This window comes from Thalassotalea algicola (assembly GCF_012932965.1).
Taxonomy (GTDB): domain Bacteria; phylum Pseudomonadota; class Gammaproteobacteria; order Enterobacterales; family Alteromonadaceae; genus Thalassotalea_F; species Thalassotalea_F algicola.
Window position 1 is genome coordinate 368,586 of the sequence record NZ_JABBXH010000003.1, and the last position, 20,147, is coordinate 388,732.

19 protein-coding genes and 1 tRNA gene are annotated in these 20,147 nt (G+C 39.0%); 10 read left to right on the top strand and 10 right to left on the bottom strand.

Features of this window, described 5'->3' with window-relative positions; genetic code table 11:
• Positions 1-16: 16 nt before the first annotated feature.
• The 3 genes from argS to prfC form a co-directional block, all read right to left on the bottom strand.
• Entirely contained in the window at positions 17-1,768 is a 1,752-nt protein-coding gene (argS, locus tag HII17_RS10330) for an arginine--tRNA ligase (RefSeq protein WP_169075290.1), read from the bottom strand.
• 81 nt (positions 1,769-1,849) lie between these two features.
• Complete coding sequence (locus HII17_RS10335; protein ID WP_169075291.1) at positions 1,850-2,008, bottom strand: DUF3012 domain-containing protein; 159 nt, start codon at positions 2,006-2,008, stop codon at positions 1,850-1,852.
• A 61-nt stretch (positions 2,009-2,069) separates the two neighbouring features.
• A complete protein-coding gene (prfC, locus tag HII17_RS10340; protein WP_169075292.1) occupies positions 2,070-3,650 on the bottom strand; it encodes a peptide chain release factor 3 in 1,581 nt (526 codons plus the stop codon).
• A 235-nt stretch (positions 3,651-3,885) separates the two neighbouring features.
• Here prfC and HII17_RS10345 point away from each other — a divergent pair, with 235 nt between their 5' ends.
• The 5 genes from HII17_RS10345 (at position 3,886) to HII17_RS10365 (ending at position 9,280) form a co-directional block, all read left to right on the top strand.
• The gene (locus HII17_RS10345) at positions 3,886-4,800 is read left to right on the top strand and encodes a hypothetical protein (protein WP_169075293.1); all 915 of its coding nucleotides are present in this window, start codon (positions 3,886-3,888) and stop codon (positions 4,798-4,800) included.
• The gene (locus tag HII17_RS10350; RefSeq protein ID WP_169075294.1) at positions 4,790-6,748 is read left to right on the top strand and encodes an alpha/beta hydrolase family protein; all 1,959 of its coding nucleotides are present in this window, start codon (positions 4,790-4,792) and stop codon (positions 6,746-6,748) included. Before HII17_RS10345 ends, HII17_RS10350 begins: the two co-directional genes overlap by 11 nt.
• Before the next feature lie 176 nt (positions 6,749-6,924).
• Entirely contained in the window at positions 6,925-7,623 is a 699-nt protein-coding gene (locus HII17_RS10355; protein ID WP_169075295.1) for a hypothetical protein, read from the top strand.
• Between the two features lie 54 nt (positions 7,624-7,677).
• Entirely contained in the window at positions 7,678-8,052 is a 375-nt protein-coding gene (locus HII17_RS10360) for a BlaI/MecI/CopY family transcriptional regulator (protein WP_169075296.1), read from the top strand.
• Complete coding sequence (locus tag HII17_RS10365; RefSeq protein WP_169075297.1) at positions 8,045-9,280, top strand: M56 family metallopeptidase; 1,236 nt, start codon at positions 8,045-8,047, stop codon at positions 9,278-9,280. Before HII17_RS10360 ends, HII17_RS10365 begins: the two co-directional genes overlap by 8 nt.
• A 69-nt stretch (positions 9,281-9,349) precedes the next feature.
• Here the strand turns inward: HII17_RS10365 and HII17_RS10370 are convergent, their stop codons facing one another.
• The 7 genes from HII17_RS10370 to aceK form a co-directional block, all read right to left on the bottom strand.
• On the bottom strand, positions 9,350-9,568 hold the full coding sequence (locus tag HII17_RS10370; RefSeq protein WP_169075298.1) for a hypothetical protein: 219 nt from the start codon (positions 9,566-9,568) through the stop codon (positions 9,350-9,352).
• A 116-nt stretch (positions 9,569-9,684) separates the two neighbouring features.
• Positions 9,685-10,131, bottom strand: a complete 447-nt coding sequence (gene rimI, locus HII17_RS10375) for a ribosomal protein S18-alanine N-acetyltransferase (RefSeq protein WP_235938709.1) — start codon at positions 10,129-10,131, stop codon at positions 9,685-9,687.
• A 1-nt stretch (position 10,132) separates the two neighbouring features.
• Complete coding sequence (locus HII17_RS10380; protein ID WP_169075299.1) at positions 10,133-10,483, bottom strand: DNA polymerase III subunit psi; 351 nt, start codon at positions 10,481-10,483, stop codon at positions 10,133-10,135.
• A gap of 79 nt (positions 10,484-10,562) precedes the next feature.
• Positions 10,563-10,639 (bottom strand) — tRNA-Trp (locus HII17_RS10385).
• 111 nt (positions 10,640-10,750) lie between these two features.
• Complete coding sequence (locus tag HII17_RS10390; RefSeq protein WP_169075300.1) at positions 10,751-11,560, bottom strand: tetratricopeptide repeat protein; 810 nt, start codon at positions 11,558-11,560, stop codon at positions 10,751-10,753.
• A gap of 115 nt (positions 11,561-11,675) precedes the next feature.
• Positions 11,676-12,500 carry a tetratricopeptide repeat protein gene (locus HII17_RS10395; RefSeq protein ID WP_169075301.1) on the bottom strand — a complete coding sequence of 275 codons (825 nt, stop codon included), beginning with the start codon at positions 12,498-12,500 and terminating at the stop codon, positions 11,676-11,678.
• Positions 12,501-12,562: 62 nt separating this feature from the next.
• Positions 12,563-14,305: a bifunctional isocitrate dehydrogenase kinase/phosphatase gene (gene aceK, locus HII17_RS10400; protein WP_169075302.1), complete on the bottom strand. Its 1,743-nt coding sequence runs from the start codon at positions 14,303-14,305 to the stop codon at positions 12,563-12,565.
• Positions 14,306-14,493: 188 nt separating this feature from the next.
• Between aceK and queA the strand changes: the two genes are divergently transcribed.
• The 5 genes from queA (at position 14,494) to secF (ending at position 20,039) form a co-directional block, all read left to right on the top strand.
• On the top strand, positions 14,494-15,546 hold the full coding sequence (gene queA, locus HII17_RS10405; RefSeq protein ID WP_169075303.1) for a tRNA preQ1(34) S-adenosylmethionine ribosyltransferase-isomerase QueA: 1,053 nt from the start codon (positions 14,494-14,496) through the stop codon (positions 15,544-15,546).
• Positions 15,547-15,682: 136 nt separating this feature from the next.
• A complete protein-coding gene (gene tgt, locus HII17_RS10410; RefSeq protein WP_169075304.1) occupies positions 15,683-16,816 on the top strand; it encodes a tRNA guanosine(34) transglycosylase Tgt in 1,134 nt (377 codons plus the stop codon).
• A gap of 56 nt (positions 16,817-16,872) precedes the next feature.
• Positions 16,873-17,202 (top strand): preprotein translocase subunit YajC, encoded by a 330-nt coding sequence (yajC, locus tag HII17_RS10415; protein WP_169075305.1) that lies wholly within the window; start codon positions 16,873-16,875, stop codon positions 17,200-17,202.
• 30 nt (positions 17,203-17,232) lie between these two features.
• Positions 17,233-19,080, top strand: a complete 1,848-nt coding sequence (secD, locus tag HII17_RS10420) for a protein translocase subunit SecD (protein ID WP_169075306.1) — start codon at positions 17,233-17,235, stop codon at positions 19,078-19,080.
• A gap of 11 nt (positions 19,081-19,091) precedes the next feature.
• Positions 19,092-20,039, top strand: coding sequence for a protein translocase subunit SecF (gene secF / locus HII17_RS10425; protein WP_169075307.1), 948 nt, complete (start codon positions 19,092-19,094; stop codon positions 20,037-20,039).
• The last annotated feature ends 108 nt before the right edge of the window (positions 20,040-20,147 follow it).

A 20,147-nucleotide genomic window follows, 5' to 3' on the forward strand; every position in this document is an offset into this window, starting at 1 on the left:
AAATAAAACCTCTAGCTTACATTCTGTCCATAACTTCAATACCAAGAATATCAAGACCTTGGCTTAAGGTGTTAGCGACATTAGCACATAATGCTAATCTCGATGTTTTTACTTCATCACTAATGTCATCTTTTAAAATTGGACAAGCTTCGTAAAAACTCATGTATAGACTAGCTAATTCGTATAAATAATTACACAATAAATTTGGTGTACATTCAGAAATTACAGAATCTAATACTTCCTCAAGCTGTAATAGTTTAAGCGCTAACGCTTTTTCTTGAGGTTCAGTAATTGTTGCCTTTGTTGAAATACTATTGGCACTTACCTCTGCTTTTCTGAAAATACTTTGAATGCGAGAAAAAGCATATTGTAAGTATGGTGCTGTAGCGCCTTCAAAACTCAGCATGGTTTGCCAATTAAATATGTAATCGCTGGTGCGGTTTTTTGATAAATCTGCAAACTTAACGGCGCCAATACCAACTTTACGTGAAATCTCGGAGAGTAGTTCGCTGTCTATTTCTGGGTTCTTTTCTTTAATTAGTTCAGTCGCACGAGAAACTGCTTCATCGAGCAGCTCTGCCAACTTAATTGTGCCACCAGTACGGGTTTTAAATGGTTTTCCGTCATCACCCATCATCATGCCAAATGGGCAGTGATCGTAGGCAACGTTATCAGGCAAGAAACCAGCTTTACGAGCAACAATTTCAACTTGTTTAAAGTGTAATGATTGACGCGCATCAGTGAAAATAACAATACGGTCAGCGTTTAGTTCGCCGCTACGATAACGACATGCCGATAAATCGGTTGTTGCATATAAGTAGCCGCCACCAGATTTTTGGACGATAAAAACCGATGGTTCACCGTCTTTGTTAGCCATTTCATCAATAAAAACAACTTTAGCGCCTTGATCTTCAACGGCAATTTCCTTTGCCATTAGCTCATCAATTACTTTTGGTAAATCGGCATTGTAGGCGCTTTCACCCATAATATCGCTGCGTTTAAGTGTCACGTTTAATTTGTGGTATATCTCTTCACTGTGGGTAATTGAGATATCAATAAATTGCTGCCATAGCTTGTCGCATTCGGCATCGCCACTTTGTAGTTTTACCACGTACTCACGAGCTCGATCAGCGAACCCTTCTTCATCATCAAAGCGCACTTTCGCTTCTCGATAGAAGTTTTCTAAATCGGCTAATGCGGTTTCTGCTACTTCATTAGCTGCTAGTTTGTCACTTAAGTGTGCCAACAACATACCAAATTGCGTGCCCCAGTCACCCATGTGGTTTTGGCGAATAACTTTGTCACCACGAAATTCTAATGCACGTACTACTGCATCGCCAATAATGGTCGAACGTAAATGACCTACATGCATTTCTTTAGCAAGGTTAGGAGCTGAATAATCAACGACAACGGTTTGTGGCACTTCACGTTGAGTAACACCTAACTGTTTATCTTTAGCACTAGCGGCCAATTGATTGGCTAACCATGCTTTATCTAAATGAATATTAATAAAGCCAGGGCCTGCTAGCTCTATTTTTTCTGCAATACCAGCGCTAACTAACGCTGGTGTTAGACTTTCAACTACTTTTGTTGCTAGCTCGCGCGGATTTGTTTTTAATTTCTTTGCCGCGCCCATTACACCGTTAGCTTGGTAGTCGCCAAATTGTGGTTTACTTGACTGACTGACTGCTGGGTTAGTACCTTCGGGTAAACCTGCAGCTACCATTGCTTTTTGTACGATGTCTGAAAGTAGTTGTTTAATATTCATTTATGTATCTCTTTTTGCTTTAAGCAATCCTAACCGACATGCAGTTAGTAAAATAATTTTAAAATAACCTTAGGTAGGGTTTTAGAAAATGCAGTGCTTAGTGAAGTCTTTAGCTTCAGTAGCTGTCCAGTCGCCTTTAGGCTTCTCTTTCATCGCTTCGCACCAAGCTTCGCTACCTACTTCTGGTGCACATGCCGTAATTAATAGTAATGTTGAAAATACGATACTTAATTTTTTCATTATGGTTGCTCTACTTATTGAGTGTTTCGTTCAAGTATAAATAGCCTTTTACCAAGGCGTTTTAGTGTTCTCGAGTTTTATGGAACACTATGTCCGGATGGCGTTCTTGCGCCAAACTTAAATTGACCATTGTTGGTGCGATATAGGTTAAGTTATCACCACCATCTAGTGCCAAGTTATCAGAAGCTTTTCGTCTAAATTGTTCTAACGTGCGCTCGTCTTCACAAGTACACCAACGTGCTGTTGCCACACTAATTGGTTCGTATATCGCATCAACGTTATATTCAGTTTTTAAACGTTGAACAACAACTTCAAACTGCAGTACACCAACGGCGCCTACGATCATGTCATTATTATCAAGTGGACGGAATACCTGTACCGCACCTTCTTCCGATAATTGGATAAGACCTTTTTGCAGCTGCTTAGCTTTTAACGGATCACGAAGACGAATACGACGGAACATTTCTGGTGCAAAGTTAGGAATACCGCTGAACTTCATATCTTCATTTTGCGTGAAAGTATCACCAATTTGAATACTGCCGTGGTTATGTAAACCTATAATGTCGCCTGCGTATGCTTCCTCTACGTTAGAGCGGTCGCCCGCCATAAAAGTAACAGCATCAGCAATTTTTACATCTTTACCTATACGTACTTGGCGCATTTTCATACCTTTAGCATACTTACCAGATACGATTCTCATAAAGGCGATACGGTCACGATGTTTTGGGTCCATATTTGCCTGAATTTTAAATACGAAACCAGAGAACTTTTCTTCACCTGCCTCAACGTCTCGGACATTGGTCGCACGTGGTTGTGGTGTCGGTGCCCACTCGGTCAAACCGTCCAACATATGGTCAACGCCAAAGTTACCCAATGCGGTACCGAAAAATACAGGTGTTAATTCACCTTTTAAAAACTCGTCTAAGTTGAATTCATGTGAAGCACCAACTACTAGTTCAAGCTCTTCACGTAAATCATCAGCAAATGCACCTACTTCCGCGTCAAGCTCAGGGTTATCGAGCCCCTTAATTACACGCTTTTCTTGAATGGTGTGGCCTTGACCTGTTGAGTACAAAATGGTTTCGTCGGTTAAAATGTTATAAACACCCTTAAATTCCTTACCCATGCCAATCGGCCAAGTAATAGGGGCACATTTTATTTTAAGAACTTCTTCGACTTCATCCATTACTTCCATAGGATCACGAGTATCGCGATCCATTTTGTTCATAAAAGTAATGATTGGCGTATCACGTAGGCGTGTTACTTCCATTAACTTAATGGTTCGATCCTCAACACCTTTCGCGGTATCAATCACCATTAAACAGGAGTCAACTGCCGTTAATGTACGGTAAGTATCTTCCGAGAAATCTTCGTGACCTGGCGTGTCGAGTAAGTTAACTAAACAGTCGCCATAAGGAAATTGCATTACCGAGGTTGTTATTGAAATACCACGATCTTTTTCCATTTCCATCCAGTCTGATTTAGCGTGCTGGCCCGACTTTTTACCTTTAACCGTACCGGCTGTTTGTAAAGCTTGACCGAATAAAAGCACTTTCTCCGTGATGGTGGTTTTACCAGCATCTGGGTGAGAAATTATCGCAAACGTACGTCGTTTCGACACTTCCTGCTGTTGTACAGACATATAATACCCTGTGGTTTAAAAATGGATGGAAAATAAAGCGCGATATTATATCTGAAAGTCTTACTTAAGAGAAATTTCTAAGGAGATTTAATGTGGTTAATTATTGTTTTTTTGCTATTAGGAATTGAAAGTCAGATGTTTTTAATAAATAATCAATTAAATTAGATGTTTAAGGATGAATGTCATACGTTATTATAGCGTTATAGGTATTCACCAGTGCAATGGAAGTGCTATTTTGAATAAGTTAGTCTTTTTTTTAACCCTCAATCTATATAGCCAAATTTCGGCAGCGGTAGATATAGATACATGCAAATCAAAACTCCAAAAATTATCTGCAAACTTTCAAGAAGATGCGGCAAATATTGTTGAAGATTATCAATCAGTAATTAAAAAAATTGAAAAGCGATATATTAAAAAGCATGGGAAGCAAAAAGCCTCTGATTTTCATCATTTTCAATCACGATTAGAAAAGAAAGGTCAATTCGATTATTACGTTACTGAATACACGGAAATGTTCCCTAAAACCATTCTCGAAATAGCTGAAAAGAGTGAACAGCAACACTTTTGTGAGGATTTGTCTAGACTGGATGATTTGCTTGAAGAACATGAGCAGCAATTTGGAGGTTTATTAGAAAATATTGAAGAGAAAATTATTGAACGAGTGAAATTAGATGAACTGAGCAAAAATGAAGGCTTGGTTGTTATTGTAATTCGTTCCAACTATCGAAATATCGCAACTGAATACATATTAAAAAGTGAATCGTTGTTTGGTGACAACATTACGATAGGACCGATTGGAACATCGTATCATTTTGAAGTTGTAAAATTACCTGAGGGGAAATATTACTGGGAAAAAATTAAATGGAATAAAAATAACTATGGTTACAGTTATTTTAATTTTAAAAATGAAAAACTCAGTTTTCAGGTTGAAAAAGGAAAATTAAATTTCGCCGGTGAGTTCCTGTCTAATGTTATTAATGGCAATGGTTATGGCGATGTAAGTGATAGAAGCTCGATGATGCTCCAAATGATGGAAATTAAATTTCCATTACTTTTAAAAAATTTTTCTTGGACAAATGCTTTAGTACCGCACGACCCATTTTTAGGGTTTTATAAACAGCAGATCATGGAAGTTTCTGATGAAGAATAATAATTTTGTATATCTATTTTGCCTTTTGTTTCTTGTCTCGGCGCAATTTACTTTAGCCTCTGAACAAGAAGAGTCGGCGCAAGTTACGGTTGAAGATTTTTTTAGGAAAGCGGTTATTTCCAATGCTTCAATGAGCCCTTCTGGAAATAGTGTGGTTTATGAAAAGTTTAATGAAGTAATGTTTAGCAGAGGAAATGAAAAAGCAAGCAGTATATTTAACGTGAGTAGGGAGTTTTATATATCGAACTTTTATTGGTCTTCTGAAAATGTCATTGTCGCAAAAACCGTAAGAAGAAATGATGGAATGCATCGCTTTTATGCGTTTAAGATCAAGCAAAACGAAAACGGTGTCGAGCTCGAAAAATATAAAGTGATTGATGAACAAGCCTACGTCGTTGATCCTTTATTTGGTAACGAGGACCGAATTTTTCTTGCTCGTTATAAACGTACCGATACCAACCTATACACTGATGTGTTTAATGTAAATCTTTTCGAGCGAAATTCCTTTAAAAAGCGCCATCGTATTAATAGAGATAGCGAAGATATCGTAACTTGGCTTACAGATTCATCGCATAAACTTGCAATAGGTATTAGCTACCGTCAAGGAGTTCCAAGTATTTGGGCTAGAAAAAATAACTCCAAAAGATTAAAAATGGTATGGACAGCTCAACGCAAGAGTGAGGTGTATCCCATTGAAATAAGTAAAGACGGGAAAAAGCTTTGGCTAATTACTGATGCTGTCAATGATACAAAGAGCGCCGTACAGTTTGATTTGGAATCATTCTCTATTACAAAAAAGCTTTTTGAGATAGACGGGAAAGATATTACGGATATTTTAATTGATAATAAAAGTGATAAACCCTTTGCAGTAAGTTACTTAGAGGATGGGTTACTTACTTATCAGTTTCTAGATGAAGCGGATAAAAAGAAATTTTCTTCATTTATGTCTGTAGTCAAAGACAAGGTATTTCATATCATTGATGCCACAGAGTCATTTGATAAGCTTTTAACGGTGGCAACAAGTCAGAGTAATCCAGGTCAATTGCTTTTATGCGAAATAAATTCAACAGATTGCTCAGAAGTTGGTGACTTATTCCCTTGGCTTAAATCGGTGAAATTGGCTAAAACTCAAAGCTTTAAGACACTAAGTGATGATGGTTTGGAAATAGAGTCTTATATCACTTTACCTAATTCAGAAGAACAGAATATTCCTGTAATTGTAATGCCACATGGTGGCCCTATAGGTGTTAGAGATAGCTCTTATTTTTCAGGTGATCCACAGTGGTTAGCATACAATGGCTATGCAGTGTTGCAAGTTAATTATCGAGGTTCGGCCGGGTTTGGGCGTCAGTTTAAGTTTAAAGGGATGCAACAGTGGGGACGAAGTATTGAAGATGATATAGAGGCGGCACTAGCAAATGCCTTAAAAAAATACCCTCAAATAAATGAACAGAAAATATGTCTATTTGGTAGCAGCTATGGCGGTTACTCTGCAATTATGGGGATAATAAGAGCGCCTGAACAATATTCGTGTGCAGTATCGTTTGCAGGAGTAACAGACCTACCATTACTGTTTAATAAAAGTTCCGTTAAGAATGATCTAGAGTTGACTACAACCTTAAAGGAAATTGTCGGAGATCCAACGAAAAATGTTGAATTACTTATGCAGTATTCTCCCGTCTATCAATATCACAATATTACTAAGCCACTTATGCTTGTCCATGGCTCAACAGATGAGCGTGTAGATATTGAACACTCATGGCGCCTAAAGACTTTGCTTGAATTAGCGGATATACCAGTAGACTTTTTTAAAATGAATAATGTGGGGCATAGTTTCAAAACAACGGGTGAGATTAAACAGCTCTATGACTATATTATGCCGTTTTTAGAGAAACACTTATCAGAACCTGCTAAACAAGTCGCTGTAACAACAGGCAACCAGAATTAAAACTTCATGGCGTGTCAAAGGCTTTATTTGCTAAAGGCTAATTGCAAATAAATAAGGGGGAGCATTAAGAGTCTGAATAGTGTTCCCATCAACTTTTATCGAGCAAAAAATAAAACTTGCGATATTTGATTACATGTGTAATCTTAACTGTAAATTACAGTTGTAATCGTTTGATCATGAATTTATTAAGACTTGTTTGTTCATTGTCGGTTATTTGCTTTGTTGGAGCTTGTAGTTCGCCTACTGTGCATATCTACGGGCGCTATATGTCTAATGAGCAAACTCAAAGCTTGGTTAATCAGTTAGTAAGCCGCTCCATTGATGTAGAAATTAACCACCACAGCTTTCCTCAAACGATTAACAACACGGCAATTGTTTATTCGCCATTTGTCACGAAGCCGGAAGTTGTTCATCAACTCGAAGATATTTTGATGGCACAGCATTGGCCCGTTTCAAATGTTTCTGCATTGGTTGAAGATAATCATTGGTTTCAGAAAAATTCAATTGGTGTATTTATTGTACCTGAAGGTATAAATCCACATGCAGGCACTTCAATTGTTGATATTGCAAACAACTATCACAGTGATAATTGCTCAAACGATATAAACTTAAGCCTTCACCGTGATGGTAGTTATACCTTTAGTAGAGAAGTAAAAAGTTACAATTACAGTTATGGCACTCATGGTTTTTGGCGGATTCGTTCATACCCTTATATTGAAATGAAACCAATGAATGCTGATCGTTGGTTGTATTTTGAAGTGTCTAAACAGAAGGTCAATGATCGACTTGGTAGTGCGCTAGTTTATCGACTGTTGCCAGTTGAAGAATATGCTGCAATACGTGGCTGTGACTTTATTTTTGGTGAACGAATTTAACTAGTGTAATTTACGCTAACGAAGGTAAAAGTTTAGGCAAAAGCAGGAAAAATTATGGCAGACATTAGTAATGCGGAATTAGAAGTTTTAGGCGTGCTTTGGCAGCAAAGCCCACTTAGTGCGAATGAAATTATTGAGCGACTAAATGAGCAACGTGAATGGCATGAAAAAACCGTCAAGACATTGCTCAATCGCTTAGTAAAGAAAGAAGCAATTGGTTTTGAAAAAGAGCAACGCCGCTATCAATATTACCCGCTAATTGCCCAAGAAAATTATCAGCAACAGGCAAGTCAGTCGCTAGTTCAACGACTCTTTAGTGGTAAAGTTTCTCCGTTAGTTGCAGGGTTTGCTAAGAACAATCAATTGCAAAAAGATGACATAGAGTCACTTAAAGCTTTAATTGATGAGTGGGAGCAAGAAAATGATTGAGTGGCTATCTAACATTATTGGACCATTTACTCTTTGTTGCTGTTTGCTGTTAGCCATGCGTAGCTTAGTTGTTAACAAGTTGGGGCCTTCGGTTAGTTACATTAGTTGGCTGCTAATACCTGCTAGTTTAATTGTTCCTGTAATCGAGCTGCCTAATTGGTTTGCTTTGGTCAACGACGGTCAATCGATGCAGCGTTATTTGACGTTTTCTACGGATCAAAATATAGGAAGCTGGCTAGCGCCTATTTTGCAATACGCATGGGCGGTAGGGACATTTAGCTTAATTGGCTATTGGTTGGTTCGTCACTTTTTGCTAATTAAAGTGCAACGAAACTGGCAAACAGTAGAAAAAAGTAAGCTCAATGAATTGCAAAATAGTGACCTGCAAGTAAGAAAGAGCGACCAAGTTTTTAGTCCAATGCTTGTCGGTGTTTTTAAGCCTAAATTAGTGATTCCGAGTGAATTTGATGAATTATTTTCAAAGGAGCAGCAAGCGCTGATCCTTGAACATGAACTTTGTCACTACCGCCGTGGTGACTTGGTATGGAATGCATTTGCGCTAATGGTTTTAGCAATTATGTGGTTCCACCCTTTGGCATGGTTAGCGTTTTCTCGCTTTCGCCGTGACCAAGAACTTTCCTGTGATCAAGTTGTGTTGGCGCGCAAACACACCACAAGCAGGATCAACTACGGTAAAGCCCTTTTGGTGGCTGCTGAAACTGCACCACCACTAGGTTTTGCCCAATTGTCCTTTAAAGAATATGGAGATAAACACGTGATGTTTGAACGAATCAATCTGATCAAGAATAAACCAACAGGTTCAAAATTAATTACTACAGCGCTATTGGCTGGGGCTGTCACCTTAATGTCGGCTATTAGCTACGCTGGTAATACTGACGATGGTGCTAAACACAAAACAACTGCAATTGTTCCAGTAACGCGCATTGAGCCAATTTATCCTGAAAAAGCGGTTACTGATAGCCTAGAAGGTAGTGTCGTCTTAAAGTTTGATATCAAACCTTCTGGTGATGTCACTAATGTAACCGTTGTGAATGCTACCCCAAAGAAGGTTTTTGATAAAAGTGCAAAAATTGCATTACGACAGTGGAAATACAATGCATCAAGTGCTGGTAGCAAAAATAATTTAGTACAACTAGATTTTCTGCTTAGCCCTGAGTCAAAAGGGAAGTTTAAACAAGTGGAACAAATTGCTGTGGTTAACCACTAACGGTTCATTTAAAGAAGGGGCTAAATCAATGCTCCTTCTTACTCAAATGTATCGTTTTTATTTCAAGAATTAAGCAAATAAACCGATAATAAAGTCGCTTTCTTGATGCGAAATAATATTGAATTGAGACGCACTATCGGTGAATTGCTGCTTAATAAGTTGTTGACATTGATTTTCTGATAGTTGAGTTATTTGCTGTAACTGTTCAACAGCCTGAGCAACTAATATATTTGCTAGTTGGTTGTTACTTAGTTGGCTATCGCTTGGCAACTGTTGGCGTTTAAACATGGCATTTCTACTTAAATTAACGAATGTTTAAATCATAGTCGTACACGTTATTTGTAACTAGCTAGATAGCGTAATGAAATGTAGTTATTTGTAACTGGTAACCATCAAGCTGTGCGTTAGCAATACTTTTTCATAACGATGGCATCTTCATAGCCTATTTCTTTAGGGTAGTAACCGGTGCGCCTACCTGTTTCTATAAAGCCATGGTTAATGTAGAGCATAATGGCAGAGATATTACTTGCTCTTACTTCTAGCCAAATAGTTTCTGCACCTAAAGACTTAGCCTGATCGATAAAATGGTTAGTGAGTGCATTGCCAAAACCATTGCCTTGTTGGGAAGGGGATACACAAATATCCATTAACGTTGCTTCGCCCAAAATATATTCGCCGATATAAAAACCAATTAATTCGTCGCCTTTCATGGCGTACTGACCAAAATAACGTCCGTCAATGCATGAGCGAAATACTTTTTCTGACCAAGGGTGGCTATGGCAAGCTTGTTCTATAGGCATAAGCTTAGCAACGTCATTAGCGGTTATTTTTGTATAAGTAAGCGAGTTCATTTTATATGTGGGTGAGGATTTGTTGCCATAGTTGCTGTTTAAGCTCAGGTGACGATATTAGTTCATTTAAGGGCGGCGTTATTAATAAGGTTTTAGTAGATGTAATCTCTGAACCTTCCTTAAACTGCCAATTAAATAGGCCTAAATCGATAGCAATTTCAGAGAATTTTAGTTCAGCACTATTTAAGTTCAGTGTAGCGAGTAGATCGTGAAACAAGGTGGAATCTTCCATTGCGTTTTTATCTATGGCAATGAAACAACTATCTTGCTCCGTGGTATCTGCTATTTCCTTTACTTGATATAAAGGAACGCCCATCGCTGTTAATTTGCTAAATGCTTGTGATGAAATCATGATCAAATGAATCGAACGTTAAGAGCTCATATAATGACAAAAGATAACAAATTAAGATAGTGTGCGAAAAAGAAGAAAATGGCAGGGGTAGAGAGATTCGAACTCCCAACCGTCGGTTTTGGAGACCGCTGTTCTACCAATTGGAACTATACCCCTGCTGAGGTGGTGAATTATACCCAAGCAACATTAAAGGTAAAGCACTTTGCTGAAAAAAGTAGTCTGTTCGATTAATAAATCAGCAAAGCAGCGAAAAAGGGAGGTAAATGATTAGTTAGAGTTTGGTACAGGACCTGCGACAATCCAGTAACTATCTTTCATTTCATCAACTGTTAGTTTTCGACAAGCGACAGCGGCGTTACAATCAATGCCAGGTATGCGAGTGCCTGTACGTCTAATTTTACGTCGGAAGCTCTTTAATTGGTCACTCAAAATTTCATTGATGTCAGGGGCTCTAACGGTAATCACTTCAGTGCCGTCCATTTCAGGCCAAATCAATTGGTTGTCTTTTGATTTGATCAATGGCTTTTCATCTAACTCGGCATAAAGCATCGGAAAGTTTTCTTGAGTAATGTCTTCAAAGCTATACATATGGTCGACAAATTCTGGCATATCGTTATGGCGATAACGGAATGCACGGGCAAGCCATTTGTCAGCTTTTGCTTTATCGTGTTCGCCAAACTGATCGCTGTAATAAATAATACCAAGTAGATACATGGCATTCATATGTTGGTTATATGCTGCTTTTTCTAGGTATTTAATGCCTTTATCGTAATCATGAAATCGTTCATTAATTAGATGGATTAACCCTGCTTTATACTGTGCTCTAACAACGCCTAATCGTGCCGCTTTTTTATAATGCTTAACTGCGCGAACAATATTTTTTGGAGTGCCATAACCGTGATAATAAAATTCCGCTAATGTGGCTATAGCATCTGCTTGGCCGCGCTTGGCATTAAGTTTGAAATGTTTGTAATATTCACGACACTCAGCTGTGTCACATGGCTCTATTTTAATGGCTGTGCTTGAAAAACTGATCACTAAAGCGGCTATGGCTATCATCGCCAGTAATATTTTCATTGAAACTTCCTTTAGTTGTTATGTCTATTAAAGCTTATTTCTTGTGCACTTGTAAAAAAATCGGCGCTCTTTATTAAAGATGGAAGGATTAAAAAGCGCCGATACACTAAGGGAACTAGTTATTAACTCCTTGGGTATGAGCTATTGGACCGGCGACTATGTCCATACGATCAGCCATTTCCTGATGAGTAAGCGCTTTACAGGCGACTGCTGTTTGACAATCTACCCCAGGCATTCGGCTACCTAGATGTTTCGTTTGTTTTCTTGCGGCTGCCATTTGCTGACGCAGTAATGTGTCAATGTTTGGAGAGCGCACTGTGATGACTTCTGTACCATCTTCCGGTGGCCAAGCTAAGGTATTCTGGGCGGTAGTAACAAGCGGTTTTTTCTTGATAGCTGAATAAAGATGAGGAAATTGATTCTTGGATAACTCTTCAAAACTAAGAATATGACCAATAAATGCAGGCATATCTTTATGCCCGCCACGATATGCTTGTGCCAGCCATTTGTCAGCTTCAAGCTTGTCATGCTCGCCAAAGCGATCACTGTAATATATCGCCCCAAGTAAATAAGGCGCATTTGGGTGGTCGTTATAAGCAGCACGCTTTAAATATTTAACCCCTTGCTCTAAATCGCCAAAATGATCGTTGTTTAAATACAGCAATGCTAATTTATATTGCGAACGAACAACGCCAAGTTTAGCGGCTTTTTTATAGTATTTGTGCGCGAGCTTGAGGTTCTTTGTGATACCAAATCCGTGATAATAAAATTCTGCTAGTGTCGCAGTAGATTCAGCATGCCCTCGTTTGGCAGACATTTTAAAGTGGGTGAAATAATCTTTGCATCGATCAGTTTCACAAGGTTCAACTTTCATTTTTGCTTGAGTGCTAGTAGCAAATACCACTAGCATCAATAGTAAGATAGGGGTTACAGCTCTCATACCTCATTACCAAATCGCGGGCACTATGTAACAAGGTATGTCTAAATCTACATTTTGTGTAGTTAACTGTGATTAGTGGCAGGTTTGGTGTGATAAAACCTTATATCGTCCGGATAGGGAAAAACATCCTCTACAATGCCGTTGGCAACATTTTGCTGTGCTTGTTGCCAATAACTGGCTTCCAGTAATTCGGGGTGATGAACTAAAAATGCTTTACGATACTTAGGGTTAGCCAATGCAAAAGTGGCGAGCTCTTCTGGAAACATATCACCTGGCTCAACGGTATACCAAGGCTCTGCCGCATAAATTTGTTCTTCGGTTTTGGGTTGAGGCTTAACTCTAAAGTTCACCTCATCCATGTAAGTGATTTCATCATAATCGTAAAAGATTACTCGGCCATGGCGGGTAACACCAAAATTTTTCAGTAGCATATCGCCTGGGAAAATATCGGCGGCAATAAGTTGTTTTATCGCAGTACCGTAGCCAAGCAAAGCATCACTGATTTCTTCATCGTTAGCATCTGCTAGATACAAATTAAGTGGTGTCATGCGTCGTTCAATATACATGTGTTGAATGATAACCAGATCCTCTTCGTATCGAATTAGTGAGGGGGCTACTAGTTCTAGTTCAGCCAATAATTCGTCTGAAAAACGATCTTTTGGAAATGCTACCTCTGAGTATTCCATGGTGTCAGCCATTCGGCCAACTCTGTCATGCAGTTTTACTAAGCGATACTTGCTTTTAACATCTTGCTTAGTCATTTTCTTGCTAGGTGCAAATTTATCTTTAATTATTTTAAATACATAAGGGTAGGAGGGCAGGGTAAATACTGACATCACCATGCCTTTAATTCCTGGCGCCAATGCTAATTTATCGTCACTTTGAGCCAAGTGATGTAAGAAATCTCGATAAAACTGTGTCTTGCCTTGCTTGTGATAACCAACAGCGGCATAGAGTTCTGCTTTGGTTTTGCTAGGCATAAGCTCTTGTAGGAAGTTAACTAGTGGTAGTAAGTACTTACAGTCAACAAAAAAGTAAGCACGAGCAAAACCAAAGACAACCGCCATATGTTCTTTGTCTGTTAACAAGGTATCAATATAAATATTGCCATCTTCATCGTTTAGTAGTGCCACAATAAATGGCGTTTCACCGCCAGGAGAAACCACACGGCCAATTATATAGGCGCCTTTATTTCGATAAAATACCGGATCTAAAATATCGAATTTCATTTGACTCACAGGGTAGCGGGTTTTGTCCGCTTGTCTTAAAAAGCGGTCAATTAAAGTATTAATATCGCGTTTCAAGTTTTGGTAGGGGCGCTCAAATTCTGGTTTGTTTAAAATGGTCGCAATAGTGTCATATAAGCCTTTCTCGTCAGGCTCGTATCGGGTGTACATGACTTTATTCTTTAAGTTTTCTAAACATTGTTGTGAAGATTCAACAAAAATAAAGGCATTGTGGTAATACTTGCGCTCAAATAGGTGGCAGAATATCGAATTATAAAAGCTCTCGGCTAAATCAGATTTATTATGATAAAGCAGCTGCTCTATATATTCTTTTTTAACAGCTTGCCAAAGTGTTTCGTCTAGTTCAGTTATAGCGAAATCTTTTTCAATGGTGATCAATGTCTCTTTAATTCGAAGATCGTAAAAATCGGTGCGTTGCTTTGATGCTTCTTGAACTTCGTGCCATTGAGCTTGTTCAAATCGCTGTTTGGCGGAGCGCGTTATTTCGTTAAAAAGGTAAAGGTGTCGCTCGAAGCCGTTGATAATGGTTTTGGCAATTGCTACCGCTAAACTATTCATTTTTATAACCAATTTTTGTTTTTCTGGTTAGACCAGATAAGCCTATTCATTGAGCATAACGCAAGATAATAAAATCGTCCTGTTTATTTTGCTAAATATTGATCATCAACAAGGTTAATATTGCTTGAATTTCCGCCGCCTCGGCACTAGACTTACGCGGTTTTTTTGTTGGTTAATATAATATTACTATGCGCGTTTCTGATTTTGCCTTTGATTTACCGGAAGAGTTAATCGCTCGCTACCCAAAAAGTGACCGAACTGCTAGTCGTTTAATGACCGTAGATGGTGATTCAGGTGCTATTGAAGATGGTACTTTTACTCACGTGCTAGATAAACTAAACGCTGGCGATTTACTGATTTTTAACAATACGCGCGTTATTCCCGCTCGGATGTTTGGTAAAAAAGCATCCGGAGGCAAACTCGAAGTATTAGTAGAGCGCATTCTGAACGAACATAGCGTGTTAGCACATGTTCGTTGTAGCAAGTCACCTAAGCCAGGTAGTGAGATTATATTAGAAGACAGCGTGCACGTAACAATGGTAGCCCGTCACGATGCATTATTTGAGCTTAAATTTGAGTCTCAAGAAAATGTACTCGATATTTTAGAACGTATTGGCCATATGCCTTTACCGCCCTATATTGACCGACCAGATGAAGAGTCTGATAAAGAACGTTACCAAACCGTTTATAACGAAAAGCCAGGAGCGGTAGCGGCACCAACAGCAGGTTTGCATTTTGATGATGCATTGCTCGAACAAATTAAAGCCAAAGGTGTTGAATTAGCCTTTGTTACATTGCATGTTGGCGCTGGTACTTTTCAGCCAGTTAAAGTAGATGAAATCGCCGATCATGTTATGCATGCTGAATATGTTGAAGTGCCAAGCGATGTCGTTGACAAAATTGAACAAACTAAAGCCAATGGTGGTCGAGTTGTTGCGGTAGGCACAACATCTATGCGCAGTCTTGAAAGTGCTGCCAAAGCGGCTGATGAACAAGGCAAACTCATCATTCCATTTTATCAAGATACCGATATTTTTATTACGCCAGGCTATAACTTTAAAGTGGTTGATTGCTTGATTACCAACTTCCATTTGTCTGAATCAACATTACTTATGCTGGTAAGTGCGTTTAGTGGCTACGAGCATATGATGAATGCTTATCAGCACGCGGTTGAAGAAAAATATCGCTTCTTTTCTTATGGCGATGCGATGTTTTTGACTAAGGCATCGAGCGGCGCATAATACTGTGAGAAGCCCAGCATAAAAAACTGAGATATTAAGTAACAATATACAAGTATGTTCACACTGAGCTTGTCAACGTGTGAACAATTATTAACTTTAAGCCGCTGGTCTGTTTTACCGGTGGGCGGAGAATAAAATGAAATACGATTTAATTAAGAAAGACGGTAAAGCTCGTCGTGGTCGTTTGACCTTTGAACGCGGCACTGTTGAAACACCTGCTTTTATGCCAGTGGGAACATACGGCACAGTAAAAGGTATGAAAACTGATGAAGTTGAAGAAATCGGTGCCGAAATTATTTTAGGTAATACCTTTCACTTAATGCTACGTCCAGGTACTGACATTATTGAACAGCACGGTGACTTGCATGACTTTATTAACTGGGATAAACCGATTCTAACTGATTCAGGTGGTTTCCAAGTATTTAGTCTTGGCAAAATGCGAAAAATCACTGAAGAAGGCGTTAAGTTTTCATCACCAGTAAATGGTGAAAAAATCATGCTGACGCCAGAGCGTTCAATGGAAGTTCAGCGAGCACTAGGTTCAGATATTGTGATGATATTTGATGAATGTACTCCTTACCCTGCGACTCATAAAGAAGCGAAAGATTCTATGGAGTTATCGCTACGATGGGCACAGCGTAGTAAAGATGCGCACCAAGGTAACCCAAACGCGTTGTTTGGTATTGTACAAGGTGGCATGTATGAAGACTTACGAGAAGTGTCGATTGATGGCTTAAAAGCGATTGATTTTGACGGTTATGCTATCGGTGGTTTATCGGTAGGTGAGCCGAAAGAAGATATGGTGCGAATTTTAGATCATACCACCCCCTTGATCCCTGAGAATAAGCCCCGATATCTGATGGGAGTAGGCAAACCTGAAGACTTAGTTGAAGGTGTGCGTCGTGGTATTGATATGTTTGATTGTGTTATGCCAACGCGTAATGCACGAAATGGTCACTTATTTGTATCAGACGGTGTGGTTAAAATCCGAAACGCTAAAAATAAAACGGATACAGGGCCACTAGATACCGAGTGCGATTGCTATACCTGTAAGAATTATTCGAAGGCTTATTTACATCATTTAGATAAGTGTAATGAGATTTTAGGATCGCAGTTAAACACTATTCATAACTTACGTTTTTATCAACGAGTCATGAAAGGATTGCGTGATGCTATTGAGGCAGGTACATTGGACGACTTTGTAGCGGATTTTTATGCGCGACGTGGTTTACCGGTCCCTCCATTAGCTGAAGGTAGTGAGCAAGTTTAAGCGTTTGCCCATATAGAAAAAAATTTAATTTATAACGATTAGAAGTAGAGGAAATTATGAGTCTAACTTTAGGTACAGTATTTGCCCAAGCACAACCACAAGGTGGCGGCATGGAAATGTTAATCATGTTAGCGGTATTTGGTTTAGTGTTTTACTTTATGATTTACCGTCCGCAAGCTAAGCGTGTAAAAGAGCACAAGACGTTAATGTCAGCATTATCAAAAGGTGATGAAGTGCTAACGCAAGGCGGACTAGTTGGTAAAGTGACTAAAGTATCTGATGAAAAAGACTTTGTAGTTATTTCAATAGCAGAGACTACTGAAGTAACGGTTCAAAAAGCTTCTATCAGTGCAGTATTGCCAAAAGGAACAATGAAAAGCCTCTAATCGAGGCTTTTTTCGTACTAAGGAAACATTGTGTTAAATAAAACGCCTTTATGGAAAACACTACTAGTAATCTTTGTGATTACTATTGGTGCTTTGTATGCTTCACCAAACCTTTATGGTGAAGACCCAGCAGTTCAGGTTTCTGGGTTAAGAGGTGTTGAAGTAGATGCTTCGACACTGGATCAAATTAAATCTCAGCTGGATGAAAATAACATTGAAACCATGAGCGTCGCATTAGAAGACGGTCAAGTGTTAGCTCGTTTTAAAGACACTGAGAATCAACTTAAAGCCCGTGACTTATTAGACGACACTTACGGTCGAGACTACTCTGTTGCACTTAACTTAACACCCGCTACTCCAGATTGGTTAGCGGCCGTTGGTGGAACGCCAATGAAGTTAGGTTTGGACTTAAGTGGTGGTGTGAGCTTCTTAATGGAAGTGAACATGAAAGAAGCGGTTAACAAAGCACAAACTGGCTTAGTAGGTGATTTTCGCAGTGAATTACGTGGCGAAAAAATTCGCTACCGCAGCGTAAAGGCTGATGGTGATGCAGTTAAAGTTATATTCCGCAATGTAGAAGACATCGAAAAAGCAGAAGATTTTTTAAGTAAGCAAAATCGCGACTTGTTATTCACAATTGATGAAGACGCATTGACACTTAAAGCAACGATGACTGAGCAAAAGCAAAAAGAAATTCGTGAATATGCGCTTCAGCAAAATATTACCATTATTCGTAATCGTGTGAACGAATTAGGTGTAGCTGAGCCATTAGTACAACGTCAGGGTCAAAAACACATTGTTATTGAGTTACCAGGTGTACAAGACACAGCTAAAGCCAAAGAAATTTTAAATGCGACGGCAACGATCGAGTTTAGAATGGTTGACTCAGACAACGATATTTCAAATGCGTTAGACGGCCGAGTACCTGCTAGCTCTCAATTACTTTATGAGCGCAACGGCACGCCGGTGCTATTGAAAAAGCGCATTATGTTAACTGGTGATCATATTGTTGATGCCAACTCTGGTTTTGACGAATATAGTCGTCCACAAGTTAATATTACCCTTGATTCGCCAGGTGGTAGTAAGTTCTCTAATGCGACGAAAGACAATATTGGCAAACCTATGGCAACGGTATTTATCGAGTACAAAGGTACTGATAGAAAAGACGCCGAAGGCAATATGATCTTTGAAAAAGTGGAAGAGGTAATCTCGGTTGCGACTATACAAGCACGTTTAGGTAAAAGCTTCCGTATTACTGGTGCAGGTTCTCAACAAGAAGCGCATAACTTAGCATTGCTACTTCGCGCGGGTGCGTTAATCGCGCCTATCCAAATTGTTGAAGAACGTACTGTTGGTCCTTCATTAGGTGCAGAAAACATTAAGTTAGGCTTCCAAGCAATTGTTGGTGGTTTTGCATTAGTATTTATCTTTATGATGATTTACTACCGGGCATTTGGTGTAGTAGCTAACTTAGCGTTAGGTGCTAACTTAATTATGATTGTTGGTGTAATGTCGATGATCCCAGGCGCTACATTAACGCTACCAGGTATGGCGGGTATCGTTTTAACCGTTGGTATGGCGGTCGATGCAAACGTACTAATCTTTGAACGTATCCGAGAAGAATTGCGCAGCGGTAAATCAGTGCAGCAATCAATTCATCAAGGTTATGACGCAGCTTTCTCAACCATTTTAGATGCAAATATTACGACGTTAATTGCTGCATTCATTCTATTTGCTGTAGGCACGGGTCCGATCAAAGGGTTCGCGGTAACACTTTCAATCGGTATTATTACGTCAATGTTCACAGCGATTGTTGGTACACGTACCGTAGTAAACGCAGTTTGGGGCGGTAAACGCCTTGATAAATTAAGTATCTAGGTGATAGTGAAATGCAAATTTTAAAATTAAATGAAACTGTTGCCTTCATGCGTATACGCAAACCGGCAATGATCCTAAGTATTATTGTAATGTTGGCGGCGATAGCTTCGCTTGCAACAAACAAATTGAACTTTGGTTTAGATTTTACTGGTGGTGTGAAAGTTGAAGTAGGCTTTGAACAAGCCGCCGACTTAAAGAAAATGCGTGAAGTACTAGATGCTAACGGATTTGATGATGCTGTAGTGCAGCTTTTCGGTACTAGTCGTGATGTTGTTATCCGTATGGGGGAACGCCCTAACGTAAAAGCTGAAATGCTAGGTAATGAGATCTTAGATATCTTAAAAGAAGGTATGGGCGTAAATGTTGAAATGCGCCGTATCGAATTTGTTGGTGCTAGTGTTGGTGGCGAATTAACCGAGCAAGGTGGCCTTGCTATGCTAACTGCATTAATTTGTATCTTAGTGTATGTTGCATTCCGTTTTGAATGGCGCTTTGCTGTTGGTTCAGTATTCGCATTATTTCACGATGTATTGTTAACCTTAGGTTTATTCTCGGTATTGCAAATAGAGTTCGATTTAACGGTACTTGCCGCGATACTTGCGGTTATAGGTTACTCACTAAACGATACCATTGTTGTATCTGACCGTATTCGTGAGAATTTCCGCAAAGTACGTGAAGGCGGCCCTGAAGAGATAATTAATATCTCATTAACGCAAACGTTAAGCCGTACTTTTATTACTTCAATAACAACGCTATTAGTATTAGCTGCACTATTCTTTAAAGGTGGTGCGCTAATCCATGGTTTTGCTACAGCATTACTATTTGGTGTATTTGTTGGTACATACTCTTCAATCTATATCGCAAGCTCTGTTGCATTGGCATTTGGTATTTCAAAAGAAGACTTAATTCCAGAAGTGATTGAAAAAGAAGGTGCAGACCAAGAAGAAATGATGCCTTAAATTATAGGTCATTGATTTCAATATAATCCGAGTCTCATTGCAAATTGAGACTCGGATTTTTTTTGCTAAAATTTTTTAACCCCATTTTTATCTACCATTCGTTTTATT